This is a genomic window from Aureimonas sp. ME7, assembly GCF_903970965.1.
Taxonomy (GTDB): domain Bacteria; phylum Pseudomonadota; class Alphaproteobacteria; order Rhizobiales; family Rhizobiaceae; genus Aureimonas.
On the sequence record NZ_CAJCKW010000001.1, the window covers coordinates 601,582 to 617,641 of the forward strand.

Here is a 16,060-nt window from a genome sequence, read left to right on the forward strand (position 1 = left end):
GCGTCGCGTCCTCCCGGCCGCCGGCGTTGCGCGGTGCGGCGAGCGGGATGCGACGATCGCGGGATCCAGGGACGAGCCGATCGGTCTCGAACGGCTTCGTCGTGATCGCAGAGATAGATGAAACCCGTTCGTCCCGCTTTTCATTTCGGGTCAAACGCTATCGAGACTGGGACAGTCGGTGCCGGACAACGATCCCATGAGCGAAGAAGACTTGCCACGTACCGTGATCGGCGTGAGCAGCGACCACACTTCGACCTTCGAACTGGCGGAGCATTCCCATCGCCGCGGGCAGCTCCTGTACGCGGCCAAGGGCGTCGTCACCGTCAGCACGCCGCAGGGCGCCTGGGTCGCGCCGCCCGAACGCGGCGTCTGGATCCCCGGCGGCGTCCCGCATTCCATCAAGACTGCGGGCGCGGTGCAGTTTCGCTGCGTCCTGATCGAGCCCGCCGCGATCACCGCCTTCGGCCCCGCCTGCCGGGTAATCCGGGTCTCGCTCCTGCTCCGGCAGCTCCTTGTGGAATCGGCGGATATCCCGGCCCGATACGACGAGCGGGGACGCGACGGCCTCGTCATGCGGCTGCTGGTGGCGGAAGTGAACGCCGCGCAGACGATCCCGATCGCCGTGCCGTTTCCGCGCAACGGGGCGCTGGCGACGCGCTGCCGCGCGTTCCTCAAGCATCCCGACATCTCAGAGACGATCGACATGTGGGCCGAGGCGATGTCCATGGATCGGCGCCGCTTCACGCGGCTCTTCCGCCGCGAGACGGGGATGAGCTTCATGGAGTGGAAGCGGCAGGCGTGCCTGTCCTGGGCGCTTCCGCGGCTGGCCGAGGGCGATCCGATCACCACGATCGCCCTCGACCTCGGCTACGGCAACACGGCCGGCTTCTCAGCGATGTTCAGGCGGGCGCTCGGCTCCGCGCCGAGCACGCACCGGACCGAGCTGGCCTGAGCGTCGGCGCCCGAGTGCCATGGTCGCCTCACGCCGATGCGCCGGTTGCGGCGCTGTCCACGCCGGCCGTTCGACGATGGGGAATGATGTGAGGGTGACCGAGAAGCGGATCGGCCACGATGGTGCAGTCGACGCCGAACGTGGCGCGGATCAGGTCCACGGTCGCGACCGCGGCGGGCGGTCCCTGAGCGACGATCCGCCTGTCGTGCATGACGATCAGATGGGTGGCGTAGCGGCATGCCAGGTTCAGGTCGTGCAGAACGGCGACGACGGTGCGCGCACGCGTCTCGTGCAGCGAGCGGCAGATGTCCAGGACGTGGATCTGGTGGGCGATGTCGAGATAGGTCGTCGGCTCGTCGAGAAGGACGACCTCGGTGCGCTGGGCGAGAACGAGGGCCAGCCAGGCCCGCTGCCGCTGCCCGCCCGAGAGCTCGTTCAGCGCGCAGGTCGCCAGCGCCTCCATGCCGGCCTCGGCGATGGCATCCCGCACCACCGTCTCGTCGTCCCTCGACCACCTGCCGAACGGCTTCCGGTAGGGGTTGCGTCCGCGCCCGACGAGTTCCTCGACCGTCAGCCCGTCGGGCGGCAGCGGGGACTGCGGCAGGAAGGCGAGCCTGCGCGCCCGTTCCGCGACCCGATAGGACGACAGCATTCGGCCGGCAAGAAGGACCTCGCCGCGCAGCGCCGGCAGGATGCCCGCCAAGCCCCGCAACAGCGTCGATTTTCCGCAGCCGTTCGGACCGACGATCACGGTGACGGAGTTGGCGGGGATCTCGACGTCCAGCGCTTCGATGATCGTGTCCGGTCCGTAGCCGAGCGACAGGCCGCGCGCCTCGAGGATGGTCATCGGGTGCTCCGGGGCAACGCGGCGGTGAGCCAGAGGGTCAGGTAGAGGCCGCCCAGGGCGCCGGTGACGACGCCCACGGGCACCGAGACGTCGACAGGAAGGCGCTGCGCCAGGAGATCGCTCGCCGACAGGAGAAGCGCCCCGACCAGCCCGGCGGTCGAGACGCGCAGCGCGGACCCAGCGGCCAGCCCGCGCGCGATGTGGGGCGCGGCGAGCGCGACGAAGGGAATTGGCCCGGCCGACGACGTCGCCACCGCCGCGAGCAGGACGCCGGCCGCGATCGACAGGCACCGGATGGCCTCGACGCGCACGCCGAGCGAGAAGGCGAGGTCGTCCCCCATCTCGATGATCTCGAGCTGCCGGCGCAGGCCGAGCGTCAGCGCGATCAGCGCGAGCAACGCCGCGAACACGGGAAGCACGTCCTCCCAGCCGGCGCCGTTGAGGCTGCCCACGAGCCAGAAGGCCGCCTCCTGCGCCTTGTTCACGTTGGCTCGGCTCAGGATGAAGCTGTTGACCGCAGCCAGCACCGGGCCGATGCCGATGCCCACCAGAACGAAGCGGTATCCCCGGATGCCCCCCCGGTAGGCCAAGGCATAGACGAGCGTCGCAGTGCCAAGGCCCCCCAGCATCGAGCCGAGCACCATTCCGAGCCCGATCGCGTCGAACGCGAAAAGGGCGACCAGCGCGCCCGTGGCCGCACCTGCGCCGAGTCCCATTATGTCGGGGCTGCCGAGCGGGTTGCGCGACAGGCTCTGGAAGATCGCGCCCGAGATCGCCAGCGCCGCGCCCACCAGCAGCGCCGTCAGGAGACGCGGCAGCCGGACCGTCAGGAGGACGAAGTCGTCGGCGGGCCGGCCAGCACCCGCCAGCGAACCCCAGAGGCGGTCCAGCGGAATGTGCGGCGGGCCGGCGGTCAGCGTCGCGACCGACACCACGAGGATCAGCGCCGCCAGCGCGAGGTCGATCCCCACCCGCCGTCGCGGGACGGTACGGGATGCGACTGCTGGCCTTGCGGGAGGCGCCGGGGTGGCCTCGGAGATGGGCGTCATAGGTCGATGAGGTTTCGTCGGCGCACGAGATGAACGAAGAACGGCCCGCCGACTACGACCACGACCAACCCCACCTCCAGCTCGCCGGGCGGCGCCACGAGGCGGCCGAATATGTCGGCCCACAGGAGAAGGATGGGCGCGAGCACCGCGGACAGGACCAGAAGCCTGCGCTGGTCGTTTCCGGCGAGCGTCCTCACCACATGGGGTATCACCAGCCCAACGAAGCCGATCGGCCCGGCCGTCGCGGTGGCGGCTGCGCTGAGAAGGACGGTCGAGACGACGGCGACGGCTCTTACCCGTGCGACGCGCAGCCCGAGCGAGGCGCCGAGCTCCTCGCCGAGATTCAGGACGTTCAGAGAGGGGCCGAGCGACAGGGCGACCGCCAGGCCGGCCAGAAAGAGGGGACTGGTCTCGGCGAGAACCGCCAGGGGGCGTCCGGCGATCGCGCCGATCGACCAGAAGCGGAAGCTTTCCATGGTGGACTGGTCGAGAAGCAGCGTGCCGGACACGACCGAGATCATCACCGCGTTGACCGCCACGCCCGCGAGCGTCATGCGCATGATGCGCCCGGAGGGCGGACCGCCGGTGCCCACGGCCTGCACCACGAGGGTCGTGAGGGCCGCGCCGGCAATCGCGGCCCAGACGTAGCCCGTCGCCGAGGCGTAGCCGAGCTGCAGCGCCAGCACGACGCCGGCGGCGGCGCCCGCGTTGATGCCCAGCAGCCCCGGATCGGCAAGGGGATTGCGCGTGACGGACTGCATGATCGCCCCCGCAAGCCCGAGCGCCGCGCCCACGCACAGGCCGACGAGCGTGCGGGGAATGCGCGTCGACCAGACGATCGTGCTCGCATAGGAGTCGGACGGGTCGCGCAGCGCGGCGGCGATCTCGCCGATCGTCAGGGTCTTGGCCCCGATGGCGACGCTTGCGGCCGCGGTCGCCAGAAGCAGGCACAGCGCGACGGGCAGCCAGGCACGGATCGACCGGGCCGGGCGCGCCGCCGGCCGCGCGCCGCGCGCCGCGCCGCCGGAGCGCGCTCGCGCGCCCGCGGCTTCGGGCAGCGTCGGCGACGTCATTTCCCGATGGCCTGCTCGATCTTGGTTGTGAGCGCGTCCAGCACGTAGGGGATGGACAGGACCGTCGAGCCCGACATGGCCATGGTGAGGTTCCGGTCGTCGAGATAAACGACGTGGCCGCTCTTCACCGGGGCGAGCCGACGGAACACGGCGGACTGCTCGAAGAAGCTACGCCCCGCCGCGTCGTTGGTGAGGACCACGATGAGGTCGAGCTGGTCGAGAAGGTCCAGCCGCTCCTCGCTGATCGGCACGTTGAAGCGGTTTCCGGCGAGCTGCGCGAGGTCGGCGGGCATGCCGAAGCCGATCGCCCGGAGGAACTCGCCGCGATTGTCGCTCGCCGCGTACATCAGCATCTGCCCGTTCCAGTTGATCAGCGTCGCGGCGGTTCTGCCCGACCAGGACGGGTGCGCCTCGCGAACCGCCCGGAAGAGCGCTTGCACGCGCTCCACCAGGGCTTCGGCCGCTTCCGGGCGCCCCAAGGCCTCCCCGACCGCCAGCGTCTGGACGTCCCAGGTCGTCGCGTAAGGGTCGGGATGGTCCGCCATGGGCGCCGTGGTGGGCGCGAGAAGGCTCAGCTTGTCGTAGGTCGTTCGGTCGAGAAGACTCCCGGAACCGACGATCAGGTCGGGCTCCGCCATCGCCACGCGTTCGAGGTCGATCTCGCGCGACTTGAACATCAAGGGTGTCGTCCCGCCCAGAAGCGGCTCCGCCCAGGGGCCGACTCCATGCGCCCATTCGGGGATCCACCGGTTCACCAGAACCGGGACGTAGCCCAGCGCCAGGACGGCGTCGACGTCGGTCACGCCAAGAACGGCGACGCGCTGGGGCCGCTTCCCGATCACCGTTCGACCGAGGCTGTGTTCGATCGCGATGGGAAAACGTCCCGCGTCGGGCGCATCCTGCGCCGAGGCGGGACCGGCGAGAAGGCAGGAAACCAGCGCCGCGAGTTGGCGCAGGCCGACATGGCGGCACGGGATCATTCAAACGCTCCAGGTTCCGGCGTCGCGATCGCTCGCGGATCGAAGGCCGCCGATCCACTCCGAAGAGCGGCTGCAAGGTCCCACTGCTGCGACCGGCGATGTTCCGCGACACGGGGCGCAAGGCCGCACAGAGCGACATCTGCTTCGCACGCCATTGCGTCCTCCGATCGACGACGATGCTCCGGAGCGTGTGCACCGAACCCAGGTTCGCCGGACGCGCTCCATCTCCTTGTTTCGACGCGTTGTGCGACGCGAGAGCCGATCCGGCCTTCGTTGAAAGCGCTCTAATACTTGTAGCTCAGCGAGGCGATGACGCTGCGGCCTGGACCGAAGCCGACATAGCTCCCGAAGCCGAGCTGGCTGTAGTATCGCCGGTCGAACAAGTTGGACAGGTTGACCTGCCCGGTGACGTTCTCGACGAATTCGTACTTGGCGAATAGGTCCACCACGGCGTAGCCGTCCTCCTCGACCCGCCGCGTGCCGGTCGGGCTGGCGACGTCGGCGTAGATCCGGCTCTGCAACCGCGCGCCGCCGCCCAGCGTCAACTTGTCGTCCAAAATCTGTGGGTTGTAGGAGGTGAAGAGGTTGACCGTGGTACGGGGGATGTAGGTGTTGACCGCCGCGCCGTCCTCCGCCTTCAAATCGTAGTGGGCCAGGCCCCCCGTGATGTTCCAGCGATCCGTTACCGCGCCGGACAGCTCGATCTCGAAGCCCTGGCTTCGCGTCCCGGAAGCGGCGACGTAGGCCTGCGCGCCGGTTCCCGGCACGATGTTGCTGCCGTCCGCGACGCCCAAGTTGTCCTGTTCGGTACGGAACACGGCGAAGGTGACGTCCAGGCTGTCGTCGAACAGGGCGCTCTTCACCCCGAACTCGTAGCTCTTGCCGTCCAGCGGCTTCAGGTAGGCGCCGGTGGTGTCGCGAAGGGTCTGCGGGTTGAAGATGCCGGTATAGCTCCCGTACACGGAGACCGTGTCGGTGAGGTCGTACACTACACCCGTATAGGGCACGAAAGCGGTCTCGCTTGCGCCGGCGCTGCCGCTCGTCTCCCACGCCGCGAGGCGTCCGCCCAGGATGAGCTTGAGATCGTCCCTGACGTTCCACCGGCTGGTGGCATAGACGCCCTGCTGGTCGATGTCGGTAGTGCCGGAGTTGGTCAGCGGCCCCCAGTTCGGCTCGGCGACGTCGCCGTCGAAGGTGAAGATGTTGTCGACGAAGAAGGTGGGGCGCGCGGCGCCCAGGCTGCCGGTGGTCTGTCGGCTGGCGCTCACGCCGACCACGAAGTCGTGCTCGCGGCCGAACAGCTCCACCGGCCCGGTGGCGTAGCCGTCGAAGGAGTCGACGTCCCGGTTCTCGATGAACCGGCCGCCCTGGTAGCGCAGCCGGCCCGTCCGCGCGTCGGGGAAGCCCGAAACCGAGCCGAGCTTCTCGTCGGCCTCGGTTTCGGCATGGGCGGCGACGGCGCGCGCGGTCCAGCCGTTGTCGAAGCGGTGCTCCAGATCGGCCGTGACGCCCTTGTTGGTGGTGTACCAGTGCGACCAGTCCGGGGCAGGGCTGAACGAGCGGCTCCATCTGATCGGGTTGCCGTTCGAGTCCCAGATCGGCAGGCCGCCCCAGGTGTTCCCCTCCGGGCGGGACTCCTGATAGTCGAGCGCGACGCTCAGGGTCGTGTTCTCCGACAGGTCGGCATCCACGGTCCCGTAGAAGAGCTGCTTCCCGTTTTCGTACCGGTCGAGCTGCGATTCCGTATCGCGCAGCGACGTCACGAACCGCCCGCGAACCGTTCCCTCCCGCGTCAGGGGCGTGCTGACGTCCGCCAGCCCGCGCCAGTCGTTCCACGAGCCGGCGGAGCCGGTCACGGTCGCCGTGAAGACGTCGCTCGTGGCGCGCTTGCGCACGAGGTTCACCGAGGCCGAGGGGTCGCCGACGCCCGTCATCAGGCCGGTGGCGCCGCGCACCACTTCGATGCGCTCGTAGATCGCGGTGTCGAGCGTTCCCTCGGAATAGGAACCGGTGCTGCCGAGCGTCGTCGGCAGGCCGTCGAACAGGTAGCTGTTGATGCGGTAGCCGCGCGAGAAATACGACAGGCGCTCGCTGTCGAAGCTCCTTTGCGAGACGCCGGTCGTGTTGACGAGGACCTCGCCCACCGTCCTGAGGTTCTGGTCCTCGATGCGCTGCCGGTTTACCACGGTCACGGATTGCGGGGTCTCGCGCGGCGTCAGGTCGAGCTTGGTGGCGGAACCGGTGGAGACCACCGAATAGCCCTTCTCGGACCCGGCCCCCCCGTCGCCCGTTACCACGACCGTATCGAGGACGACCATATCGGCATCCGCCTCGACCGACTGCGCGAACGCGCTCGACGACAACAGGGCGATCGCGGAGCCAATAGCCAGTGACCTGCGAGAACAAGCGAAGCTATGGCGGCCGTCGGTCGCCGCGGCGCAAGGCTCGAAGATGTCGGAGATCGGGGGGCGCACGGCCTTGCAAGGCATCCGAAGGTATTTTAGAACCGTTACAAAGTACAACGCGGCACCCGGATGCTTTGAGCTCATTCGTCACGACGAGCGTTTCGATGGGAAACTACTCATGAAGGGTGCGTGCGGGTAGCGAGAAGCGGACGTTCCATTTCGCGTTTCGGACATAGGCCGCAGCCGAACTGGCGGTCCGCGCGCGCAGGTCCGGGTCGGATCCGTCAGGCCCGGGGCGCGGCGCTCAGGTCGTTTCCTCCCGCCGCGCGCCAGCCTTGGGAGACAGGTCGGCGAGGTAACGGGCGGGGGGCTTGCCGACGATCTTGCGGAACATCGTGATGAAGCCGCTGGCGTTGTCGTAGCCAAGGTCGAGGGCGACGTCCTGGACGCGCTCGCCCGCGATCAGGCGCTGCGAGGCGTGCATCACGTGCAGACGGCGGCGCCAACTGCCGAAGCTCATGCCGATATCTGCCTGGAAGAGCCGGCGCAGGTTCCTCTCGCTTAGACCGGCCCGCTTGCTCCACATGCGGGCGCTCGCCGCGTCGCAGGGGTCGCTAACGATGCGCTCGGCGAGCCTGCGCAGCCGCTCCTCGCGCGGCATCGGGAGCTGCAGATCCGTTGTCGGAGCGAGCGCCAGCTGGTCGAGCATCGTGGCCATCAGCCGCCCAGGCGCGCCGTTTTCGTCATAGGCGTCGCTTTGCTTCGCCGCCTCGATCATCAGCTCGCGAAGAAGCGGGGAGACTTTGACCGTTCGGTGGCCGTTCAGCGACGCGGGGATGCGGCTCGGATCGAGGTAGAGGAGGCAGCATTCCGCCAAGCCTGCCCCCTTTACCGTGTGTCGCAATCCGCCGGGTATCCAGACGGCGCAATCGGCGGGAACGATACCGAAGCTGTCCCCGACCGTGCAGTCGACCACGCCGTTCATGGTGAAGAGGAGCTGCGATCTCGTGTGGGAATGGGACGGGAAGCGCCAAACGCGTCTGTCCATCCGCGAGATCGAGAGGGAAACGGGTCGTGGATTGTCGTCCGGGTTCGAGGTCAGGGGGATCAATTCACCCGCAGGATCGGCACGATGCTCGTCCTCGAGCCTGTTGCTGTCAGAAGCCAAGGAAAGACTCGCGTATCGTGAATGGTTCACGTGTTCGTCGCGCGATCGACGCCGCGGCCGATCGCCAGGGGTGCATCACACCGGAATCTCCGACGGAAGCGGGTTGCTTATAAGTCCTGCGGGGGGGACTCGTCACGGGGGAGCGTGACGTTTCGATATGGCCGTCAGGGCGCCGAGCCTCGTCGCCTCGGCAATAGGTGGGCCGGGATCGGGGAAATCGTCACGGACATTATCGGCCATCCGACTTCGCGTCCGGGAAACGCGCTCTATGTCACCACGCCCAAGACGAGCGGAATCGAGCCCGCTCCATTGTTCGATAAGGGACGTTCCAATGCCTGCACTGCGCAACATCATGCTCGCCGCCGCTCTCCTGTCCTCCGCCGCCGTGTCAACTCCCGCGCTTGCCCAGGCCAAGAACGTCGTTCTCGTTCACGGCGCGTTCGCCGACGGTTCGGGCTGGCGCGGCGTCTATGACATCCTCACCCGCGACGGCTACAAGGTTTCGATCGTTCAGCAGCCCTTGACGGGCCTTGATCAGGACGTCGCCGCCACGAAGCGCGTTCTTGACCAGCAGGACGGCGATACGGTGCTGGTCGGACATTCCTACGGCGGCACCGTGATCACGACGGCCGGCACCGACCCCAAGGTCAAGGCATTGGTCTATGTCGCCGCTCTCCAGCCGGAGAAGGGCGAGACGACCGCCGGACTGATCGGCACGATGCCCTCTCCGTCCAACGACATCAAGGCGACTGACGACGGCTTCCTCTACCTGGATCCTGCGAAGTTCGCGGCGGATTTCGCCGCCGACCTGCCGAAGGACATCGCAGAGTTCATGGCGCGCTCGCAGGTGCCGGCGGCTGTCGCGGCCTTCCAGGCCAAGGTGCCGGCGGCCGCTTGGCACGACAAGCCGAGCTACGGCATCCTCACCACGCAGGACAAGGCCCTGAGCCCGGATCTCCAGCGCTTCATGTACAAGCGCTCGGGCACCGAGATGACCGAGATCGACGCAAGCCATGCCGTCTTCATCTCGCAGGCCCAGATGGTCTCGGAGGTGATCGAGAAGGCAGCTCAAGCCGTTAGGTGATCGTCCGGGATGGGCGGCCTGCAGCGGACGTCCATCCCGATGTCGGGCGCTGCCGCGGCGAGGCGACGCAAGCAACTCCGCGCCGGTCGCAGGGGGGATCTCTTCGCATCGGCTTCAGGGTGGACCGGCTATCCCTGGCGCCACGGCACCGGCTTCAGCGCCTGCTTCAGGATGTCGGCGAAGCACGCCATCCGCGGCGGCCGTCCCTCGCGCGGTCCCGGGATGGCGAGGATGTCCGCATCGGGCATCCGCGATGCCGGAAGGATCTCGACGAGCCGGCCGGCGCGAAGCTCGTCCACGACGTCCCCATTCCGATCTTTGGAAGATGCACAGACCCGCACGCGCCATTCCCTTCACTACGCCGCCGTCGTTGCTGGCCAGTTCCGGGCGTAACCGCACGGCGACCACCTCGCCGCGCGCCTCCATGAGGCTCCGGCGCGTCACATCTGCTTGGTCCTCCCTGATCATCCGCAGATATGCCGGACGAGGTCCTGCGGATGGGTGGGATGCCCGTGGATCGCCAGGTAGCTCAGTGCCGCGCAGACGATGCGGCGGTTCGGGGCCAGGCGCCACATCGAAAGCGCGCTGTCGGCCAGTGGTCCGATGCGCACGATAACGTCCCAGCGGTCCGACCGGATGCCGCCCGCTGGGTCGTCGAGGAGCGTCAGGCTGAATTCCACCTTCAGATGAACGCCGCGAACGGATCCCCGACATTAGCGAACGTGCAAACCGTTCGCTTGGCCGCCGCACCTCAAGCCGCGAATCCGATCTGCGGTCCCGCGCGCGCGGGCTGCGGCGTCTTGGATCCACCGATCGCCGCACGACGTCGCGCAGGGCACTGCCCAGTCATCACGGGACTTCGCAGGCCTCGCGATGGAGCGTCGCCCGACCGCGGACGCGCGGTGCCCAATCAGGTATCGCAAACGCGGTGCCCGTCTTACGGTGGTGTGCCGATCACGTCGCGGCGGCGGAGAAAAATATTCGTCACGGCCAGCTTCGGATCCTCTCGGTGCAAAGGCAGCGCGGAACCTGTTCGTTCGTTGGTCCGTGGTCCGCTCAACGGAATCAAGCCGCCGCATGACAGATCGTATCGATCAATCCTTGGTGCAGGTGCGAGACTTTGTGCCGGTCGGCTCAAGGCGATGCCGGTAGCCGCCGTCGTACGATGCCGGCATGGTAACGGGCGCCATGAATCAAACCGCCGTCGTCGAAGTCGTAGGCGGCGTTGTGCAGCGGCGCGGACTCCAAGCCGTTGCCCAGGAACGCGAAGCATCCCGGCACGTGCGCGAGGAAGCGTGCGAAGTCCTCCGATGCCGTCATCGGATCCGCCGGCTCTGACACGGCGTCGTCCCCGAACAGGAACCTGGCGGTCGCGAGAGCCTCGTCGGCCAGAACGGCGTCGTTGACGAGCGGCACGAACTCCCTTGCGTAGGCGACCTCGGCCGACACGTTGTGCGCGAGCGCCGTTCCCTCCGCGATGGCTCGCATCTGCCTTTCGATCTCCACGCTGACGTCCATTCGGAAGGAGCGAGTGTCGCCGCTGATCCTCGCTTCGCCCGGGAGGACGTTGCGCGTTCCGTCGGTCAGCAGCTCCGTCACCGACACCACGGCTACGTCGGAAGGACTTAGGCGCCGGGACACGATGGTCTGGAGATTGGTGACGAGCGCGCAGGCCGCCACCAGGGTCTCCCTGCCCCAGTGCGGGCGCGCTGCATGCCCGCCGACACCCCGCAGGACGATCTCGAAGACGTCCTCTGCCGACATGAACGGTCCGGCCCGCGTCTGGAAATGGCCGACGGGCAGGCCCGGCATGTTGTGGAGCCCATGGATCTCCTCGAACGGAAACCGCTCCAGCAGGCCGTCCGCCAACATCGCCATGGCGCCCTTGCCCCACTCCTCGGCGGGCTGGAACACGAAGCGCACGGTGCCGTTGAAGCCGCCGTCCTCCGCAAGACACTTCGCGGCGCCCAGCAGCATGGCGGTGTGCCCGTCATGGCCGCAGGCATGCATGGTGCCGGAGTTCGTCGACCGGTGCGGCCGCTCGCCCTGCTCGGTGATGCGCAGCGCGTCCATGTCGGCGCGCAACGCGATCGAGCGGATAGCAGAGCCGCGCGTCAGCGTTCCCACGACCCCGGTGCCGCCGACCCCCTCGACGACGTCGTCGAGGCCGAACTCGCGCAGCTTGGTCGCGACGAAGGCCCCCGTCCGGCTCTCCTCGAAGCCGAACTCTGGATGGGCGTGGAGGTCGCGCCGCCAGGCCGTCATCTCCTCGACGAGGACGCTCTCCGGGGACTTCGTCATATCAGGCTGCCCTCGGGGTCGCGTTCGAGCCAAGCACCTCCGCGACGTCCATGCCGACGAGCCGACGGTAGAGTTCCGGATCCGTCGCCCCCTCGGTGTTAATGACGAGAACACGGGACGAGGCGCCGAGCCTAATCGAGGCGCGAGCCTGCTCGTCGCGGAGCGCCACGACGACCCCGGCAAAGCCTGCCCCACCGCTCTCGCCCGCCACGATCGCGGGATCACCTCCGACCGGGCGCGCCAGACGGTTCATGGCCGCGAGAGCGTCGTCCTCGTCGACCGTCATGAACGCGTCGGCGACGCGGGACAGGATCCGCCAGGCGACGAGCGAGGGCTCGTAGCACTCGAGCATCGCCATCACCGTCGCCTCGCTCTGGTCGACCTTGACGGGACGGCCCGCCCGGGCGCTCTCGACGAGGCAGGCGGCGCGGGCGGGGTCGACGACGACCACCGTCGGGCAGCGGTCGCCGAGAACAAGGGCCATGTGTCCCGCCACGGACGCGGCGAAGCCGCCGACCCCGGACTGGAGGAACACGTGGGTGGGCGGCTCGGGGAGGCGGCGGAGGGTCTCGCGCACCAGCGCCGTATAGCCTTGCATCACGAGACGTGGAATGCGCTCATAGCCCGGCCAGGAGGTGTCGGACACGATGATCCAGCCGCGCTCGGCCGCGACCTTCGAAGCCCGCGCGACGGAATCGTCGTAGTTGCCCTCGACGCGGATCATCTCGGCGCCGAAACGGCCGATCGCCGCGACGCGCTCGTCGCTGACTCCTGAGTGGACGAAGATGGCGGCCTTGGCGCCCGCGACCTGCGCTCCCTGCGCGACGGAGCGGCCATGGTTGCCGTCGGTGGCGCAGGCGAGCGTCATGGTAGCGGCCACGGCGCGGACCTCCGGCGCGGCGAGGTCGCCGACGTCGACCTGCCGGCCAAGACGGCGCGAGGCTTCCTCGAGGACGAGCCGCGTCACCGCGTAGGCGCCGCCGAGCGCCTTGAAGGAGCCGAGACCGAGGCGCGAGCCTTCGTCCTTCACATGAACGGACGCGAGGCCAAGTTCCGCGGCCAGCGCGGGCAAGGCGTGAAGGGGCGTCTCGTGGTTGTCGGCCCGGAACGACATCCACCGCTCCACCGCATCCGTGCCGGCATCGCCGAGGATGTCGACATCCGACGCATCGAGCGGGAGGTCGTGGTCGGGCAACATGTTGGGGACGAACATGGGAAAGCCTCCTCGATCAGCCGCCTATTTCTTATTGCGCCGAGCGAGAGTTTTGCGCTCTAAAATCAGACCTACCGTGCAATCTTGCTTCGTAAGCCGCATGCCATCAACCCGCGTACGACCCGTCGAACTGGATGCCAGCGATCTCAAGATCCTGGCCATCCTCCAGCGTGACAACCACACCCCCCAGCGCACGATCGGCGAGAAGATCAACCTCTCCGCGCCCGCCGTGCAGCGGCGCATCAAGCGTCTTCACGAAACGGGCGTCATCCGCGCCAACATCTGCGTGGTCGATCCGGAGGAAGCGGGCCAATGGCTTACCGTCCTGGTCAACGTCGACCTCGAGAGCGAGCGCGCCGAATTGATCGACGCCGCCAAAGCAACCTTTCTCGCGGAGACGGCGGTCCAGCAGTGCTACTACGTCGCCGGCGAGACCGATTTCGTCCTCGTTCTCAGCGTCCAGTCGATGGGCGAATACGAAGCCCTGACGCGCAGTCTGTTCTTCGGCAACGCCAACGTAAAGCGTTTCCGAACCTTCGTCGCCATGGATCGGGTGAAAGTCGGCCTCGTGGTACCGCTCGGCTAGTGACTGGGAATGCGAGGAGCCGAGCGCGTCGGTGCTGCGTAACGCGTACGTGAAGCTGTCCGGTGAGGTCTTCGAACAGAGCGATAGCATCGTGCCGCCGGATGTCGATCTGAACATGGCGGTTGCTTATGCGATGATCCGGCGGGCCGACACGCTCGGCACGTTCCAGATCGAGTCCCGCGCACAGATGGCGATGCTGCCGCGGATGAAGCCGCGGACGTTCTACGACCTCGTGATCGAGGTCGCGATCGTCCGCCCGGGGCCGATTCAGGGCGATATGGTCCATACATACCTTCGGCGCCGCGAGGGCAGGGAGAAGGTCGTCTTCCCGAAGCCCGAGCTCGAGCGGGTCCTCGGCAAGACGCTCGGCGTGCCGCTGTTCCAGGAGCAGGCGATGCGCGTCGCGATCGAATGCGCCGGGTCCACGCCTGGGGAGGCGGACCAGCTCCGTCGCGCCATGGCGACGTTCAAGTTCACGGGCGGCGTCTCCCACTTCCGCGACAAGCTCGTCGAGGGGATGGTGGCGAACGGCTACGAGCGCGAGTTCGCCGAGCGGACGTTTTGCCAGCTCGAGGGCTTCGGATCCTATGGCTTTCCGGAGAGCCACGCGGCAAGCTTCGCACTCATCGCCTATGCGTCATCTTGGTTGAAGTGCTGGCATCCCGACGTGTTCTGCGCGGCGCTCCTGAACGCCCAGCCGATGGGCTTCTACGCGCCGGCGCAGATCGTCCGTGACGCCCAAGAGCACGGCGTCAAGGTCCGACCTGTCTGCGTCAACGCCAGCCGCTGGGACTGCACCCTCGAGCCGCGGGAAGCGGAAGAGTTTTCCGATGCCGACGACGGGCGCTTCGCCGTCCGGCTCGGGCTACGGATGGTACGCGGACTGGGGAACGCGGACGCTGCCCGCCTCGTCGCTACACGAGGCGACATGCGGTTCGCCTCCGTCGACGACCTGTGGCGCCGGGCGCGTGTCCCGCACGCCGCCCTAACCGAGCTCGCCGAAGCGGAGGCCTTCCGTCCCACCATGGGTGTGAGCCGCAGGGACGCTTTGTGGGCCATCAAGGCGCTGCGCGACGAGCCACTCCCGCTGTTCGCCGCAGCCGCCGACCGGGAGGCGGCCACCGTGTCCGAGCAGGTCGAGCCGGTCGTTTGGCTACGGGCGACGCCGGAGGGCGGCGAGGTGGTCGAGGACTACGGCCATGTCGGCCTGACGCTCCGCCAGCATCCGGTCTCGTTCCTCCGCGCCGAACTCGGCCTTCGTCGACACATCACCTGCGCTGAAGCCATGGCGTCGCGGGACCGACGTTGGGTCGAGGTTGCGGGGCTCGTCCTCGTCCGCCAGCGGCCGGGCTCGGCGAAGGGCGTCATGTTCATCACAATCGCGGACGAGACAGGCGTCGCCAACCTGGTAGGCTGGACGAAGGTGTTCGAGGCGAACCGCCGGACGGTGCTGGGTGCCGGGATGATGGGCGTGCGGGGGCGCATCCAGCGGGAAGGGGAGGTCGTGCATCTCGTGGCCCATTCGTTGACGGACTTGTCGCGGGAGTTCGCGAGCGTCGGGCGACGGGGACGAACTGACGAAAGCGCCATGGACAACTCGATTGCATCCTAGCCAGCGAAGGCACGTATGCCGACCGCCAGGGTGATGGCAGATCCTTACGGACACGTGGTCGACGAGATCCGGGTGAAGATGCGCGACTTCCGCTGATGGTGGCTTTCCACCGGAACTCCACGGAATGCATTGGAAGCGTCACGCCCCGAAGCGAACGGCGCAACCGAGGATGCCAAGATAGTCCCGCGGTACACGCGGCGGTCCCTATCCCACGCTGGAGAGGCCATGCATGTGTGCTCTGGCGTCAGGCGGCTAACCGCCGTCCTTTCGCGCTTCCGTCACGACAAGCCCGTCCATGTCGCAGACAACGATACGGCCCGGCGAGAACCTGACACCGCCGTAATCGAAGCTCGCTCCGACGGCGCCGGCGGCGTCCAGCCTTCCCCGGCGCGGGGTCGCTCCTAAGGCGGCGACGCCGAGATCCATCGTAGCGAGCGTCTCCGTGTCCCGCACCGCTCCGAACACCACGACGCCGGCCCAGCCGTTTTGGACGGCGAGCGCGGCGAGCCGATCACCGAACAGGGCGACGTCCAGCGAGCCCGCGCCGTCGACGACCAGGACGCGGGAGCGGCCTTCCGACGCCAGTTCCCGCTTTACGAGTCCGGCGTCCCCATCGGTGCGGACGGTCGCGATCTCGCCGTGAAAGCGGCGACGACCGCCGTAGAGGCGTAGCGGCGACGAGCAGACCTCCACGTCATCCGGGCGGTCGTCGCAGAGGTCGGCGGTGCCGATGTCGTCCATGGTGCCTCGCTGTCGGCCAAGGGGCGCGGATGGGAGGTCGGCCAAGGGG

General features: G+C 68.0%; 14 protein-coding genes and 1 pseudogene. 4 read left to right on the forward strand and 11 right to left on the reverse strand.

From position 1 onward, the window contains the following. Positions 1–196: 196 nt before the first annotated feature. A complete protein-coding gene (locus H7A85_RS02790; RefSeq protein ID WP_182084343.1) occupies positions 197–952 on the forward strand; it encodes a helix-turn-helix transcriptional regulator in 756 nt (251 codons plus the stop codon). Between the two features lie 28 nt (positions 953–980). On the opposite strand, the gene H7A85_RS02795 is transcribed toward H7A85_RS02790, so the two are convergent. The 6 genes from H7A85_RS02795 to H7A85_RS02820 all read right to left on the reverse strand — a co-directional run bounded on the left by H7A85_RS02795 (position 981) and on the right by H7A85_RS02820 (position 8,354). After that, positions 981–1,799, reverse strand: a complete 819-nt coding sequence (locus H7A85_RS02795; protein ID WP_182084344.1) for an ABC transporter ATP-binding protein — start codon at positions 1,797–1,799, stop codon at positions 981–983. Next, positions 1,796–2,770, reverse strand: a complete 975-nt coding sequence (locus H7A85_RS02800; protein ID WP_210270207.1) for an iron chelate uptake ABC transporter family permease subunit — start codon at positions 2,768–2,770, stop codon at positions 1,796–1,798. Before H7A85_RS02800 ends, H7A85_RS02795 begins: the two co-directional genes overlap by 4 nt. A 74-nt stretch (positions 2,771–2,844) precedes the next feature. Next, the gene (locus H7A85_RS02805; RefSeq protein WP_182084346.1) at positions 2,845–3,921 is read right to left on the reverse strand and encodes an iron ABC transporter permease; all 1,077 of its coding nucleotides are present in this window, start codon (positions 3,919–3,921) and stop codon (positions 2,845–2,847) included. Further along, positions 3,918–4,901: an ABC transporter substrate-binding protein gene (locus H7A85_RS02810; protein ID WP_182084347.1), complete on the reverse strand. Its 984-nt coding sequence runs from the start codon at positions 4,899–4,901 to the stop codon at positions 3,918–3,920. The genes H7A85_RS02805 and H7A85_RS02810 overlap by 4 nt, the downstream gene beginning before the upstream one ends. 284 nt (positions 4,902–5,185) lie before the next feature. Further along, positions 5,186–7,450, reverse strand: coding sequence for a ferric-rhodotorulic acid/ferric-coprogen receptor FhuE (fhuE, locus tag H7A85_RS02815; RefSeq protein ID WP_348519690.1), 2,265 nt, complete (start codon positions 7,448–7,450; stop codon positions 5,186–5,188). A gap of 160 nt (positions 7,451–7,610) precedes the next feature. Then, the gene (locus H7A85_RS02820; protein WP_182084349.1) at positions 7,611–8,354 is read right to left on the reverse strand and encodes a helix-turn-helix transcriptional regulator; all 744 of its coding nucleotides are present in this window, start codon (positions 8,352–8,354) and stop codon (positions 7,611–7,613) included. Between the two features lie 451 nt (positions 8,355–8,805). Between H7A85_RS02820 and H7A85_RS02825 the strand changes: the two genes are divergently transcribed. Next, complete coding sequence (locus H7A85_RS02825) at positions 8,806–9,558, forward strand: alpha/beta hydrolase (protein ID WP_182084350.1); 753 nt, start codon at positions 8,806–8,808, stop codon at positions 9,556–9,558. A gap of 128 nt (positions 9,559–9,686) precedes the next feature. On the opposite strand, the gene H7A85_RS02830 is transcribed toward H7A85_RS02825, so the two are convergent. The 4 genes from H7A85_RS02830 to H7A85_RS02845 form a co-directional block, all read right to left on the reverse strand. After that, positions 9,687–9,857 carry a hypothetical protein gene (locus H7A85_RS02830; RefSeq protein ID WP_182084351.1) on the reverse strand — a complete coding sequence of 57 codons (171 nt, stop codon included), beginning with the start codon at positions 9,855–9,857 and terminating at the stop codon, positions 9,687–9,689. 165 nt (positions 9,858–10,022) lie between these two features. Beyond that, a complete protein-coding gene (locus H7A85_RS02835) occupies positions 10,023–10,238 on the reverse strand; it encodes a LysR substrate-binding domain-containing protein (RefSeq protein ID WP_182084352.1) in 216 nt (71 codons plus the stop codon). 454 nt (positions 10,239–10,692) lie between these two features. Continuing rightward, complete coding sequence (locus H7A85_RS02840; protein ID WP_182084353.1) at positions 10,693–11,859, reverse strand: amidohydrolase; 1,167 nt, start codon at positions 11,857–11,859, stop codon at positions 10,693–10,695. 1 nt (position 11,860) lies between these two features. Next, a complete protein-coding gene (locus H7A85_RS02845) occupies positions 11,861–13,072 on the reverse strand; it encodes a diaminopropionate ammonia-lyase (protein WP_182084354.1) in 1,212 nt (403 codons plus the stop codon). Between the two features lie 100 nt (positions 13,073–13,172). On the opposite strand from H7A85_RS02845, the gene H7A85_RS02850 reads away from it, so the two are divergent. Continuing rightward, positions 13,173–13,658: an Lrp/AsnC family transcriptional regulator gene (locus tag H7A85_RS02850; RefSeq protein WP_182084355.1), complete on the forward strand. Its 486-nt coding sequence runs from the start codon at positions 13,173–13,175 to the stop codon at positions 13,656–13,658. Positions 13,659–13,692: 34 nt separating this feature from the next. After that, positions 13,693–15,366: pseudogene (gene dnaE2, locus H7A85_RS20790) on the forward strand (error-prone DNA polymerase); the annotation flags it as partial. Between the two features lie 156 nt (positions 15,367–15,522). Here dnaE2 and rraA read toward each other — a convergent pair. Continuing rightward, complete coding sequence (gene rraA, locus H7A85_RS02865) at positions 15,523–16,011, reverse strand: ribonuclease E activity regulator RraA (protein ID WP_182084356.1); 489 nt, start codon at positions 16,009–16,011, stop codon at positions 15,523–15,525. Between the last annotated feature and the right edge of the window lie 49 nt (positions 16,012–16,060).

What these genes read in the sequence shown, in the direction of transcription:
- H7A85_RS02825 (WP_182084350.1), top strand. Translation starts at nt 8,806, where the DNA reads ATGCCTGCACTGCGCAACATCATGCTCGCCGCCGCTCTCCTGTCCTCC.
- rraA (WP_182084356.1), bottom strand. Translation starts at nt 16,011, where the DNA reads ATGGACGACATCGGCACCGCCGACCTCTGCGACGACCGCCCGGATGAC.
- H7A85_RS02840 (WP_182084353.1), bottom strand. Translation starts at nt 11,859, where the DNA reads ATGACGAAGTCCCCGGAGAGCGTCCTCGTCGAGGAGATGACGGCCTGG.
- H7A85_RS02805 (WP_182084346.1), bottom strand. Translation starts at nt 3,921, where the DNA reads ATGACGTCGCCGACGCTGCCCGAAGCCGCGGGCGCGCGAGCGCGCTCC.
- H7A85_RS02850 (WP_182084355.1), top strand. Translation starts at nt 13,173, where the DNA reads ATGCCATCAACCCGCGTACGACCCGTCGAACTGGATGCCAGCGATCTC.
- H7A85_RS02845 (WP_182084354.1), bottom strand. Translation starts at nt 13,072, where the DNA reads ATGTTCGTCCCCAACATGTTGCCCGACCACGACCTCCCGCTCGATGCG.
- H7A85_RS02810 (WP_182084347.1), bottom strand. Translation starts at nt 4,901, where the DNA reads ATGATCCCGTGCCGCCATGTCGGCCTGCGCCAACTCGCGGCGCTGGTT.
- fhuE (WP_348519690.1), bottom strand. Translation starts at nt 7,450, where the DNA reads ATGAGCTCAAAGCATCCGGGTGCCGCGTTGTACTTTGTAACGGTTCTA.
- H7A85_RS02795 (WP_182084344.1), bottom strand. Translation starts at nt 1,799, where the DNA reads ATGACCATCCTCGAGGCGCGCGGCCTGTCGCTCGGCTACGGACCGGAC.
- H7A85_RS02820 (WP_182084349.1), bottom strand. Translation starts at nt 8,354, where the DNA reads ATGGACAGACGCGTTTGGCGCTTCCCGTCCCATTCCCACACGAGATCG.
- H7A85_RS02790 (WP_182084343.1), top strand. Translation starts at nt 197, where the DNA reads ATGAGCGAAGAAGACTTGCCACGTACCGTGATCGGCGTGAGCAGCGAC.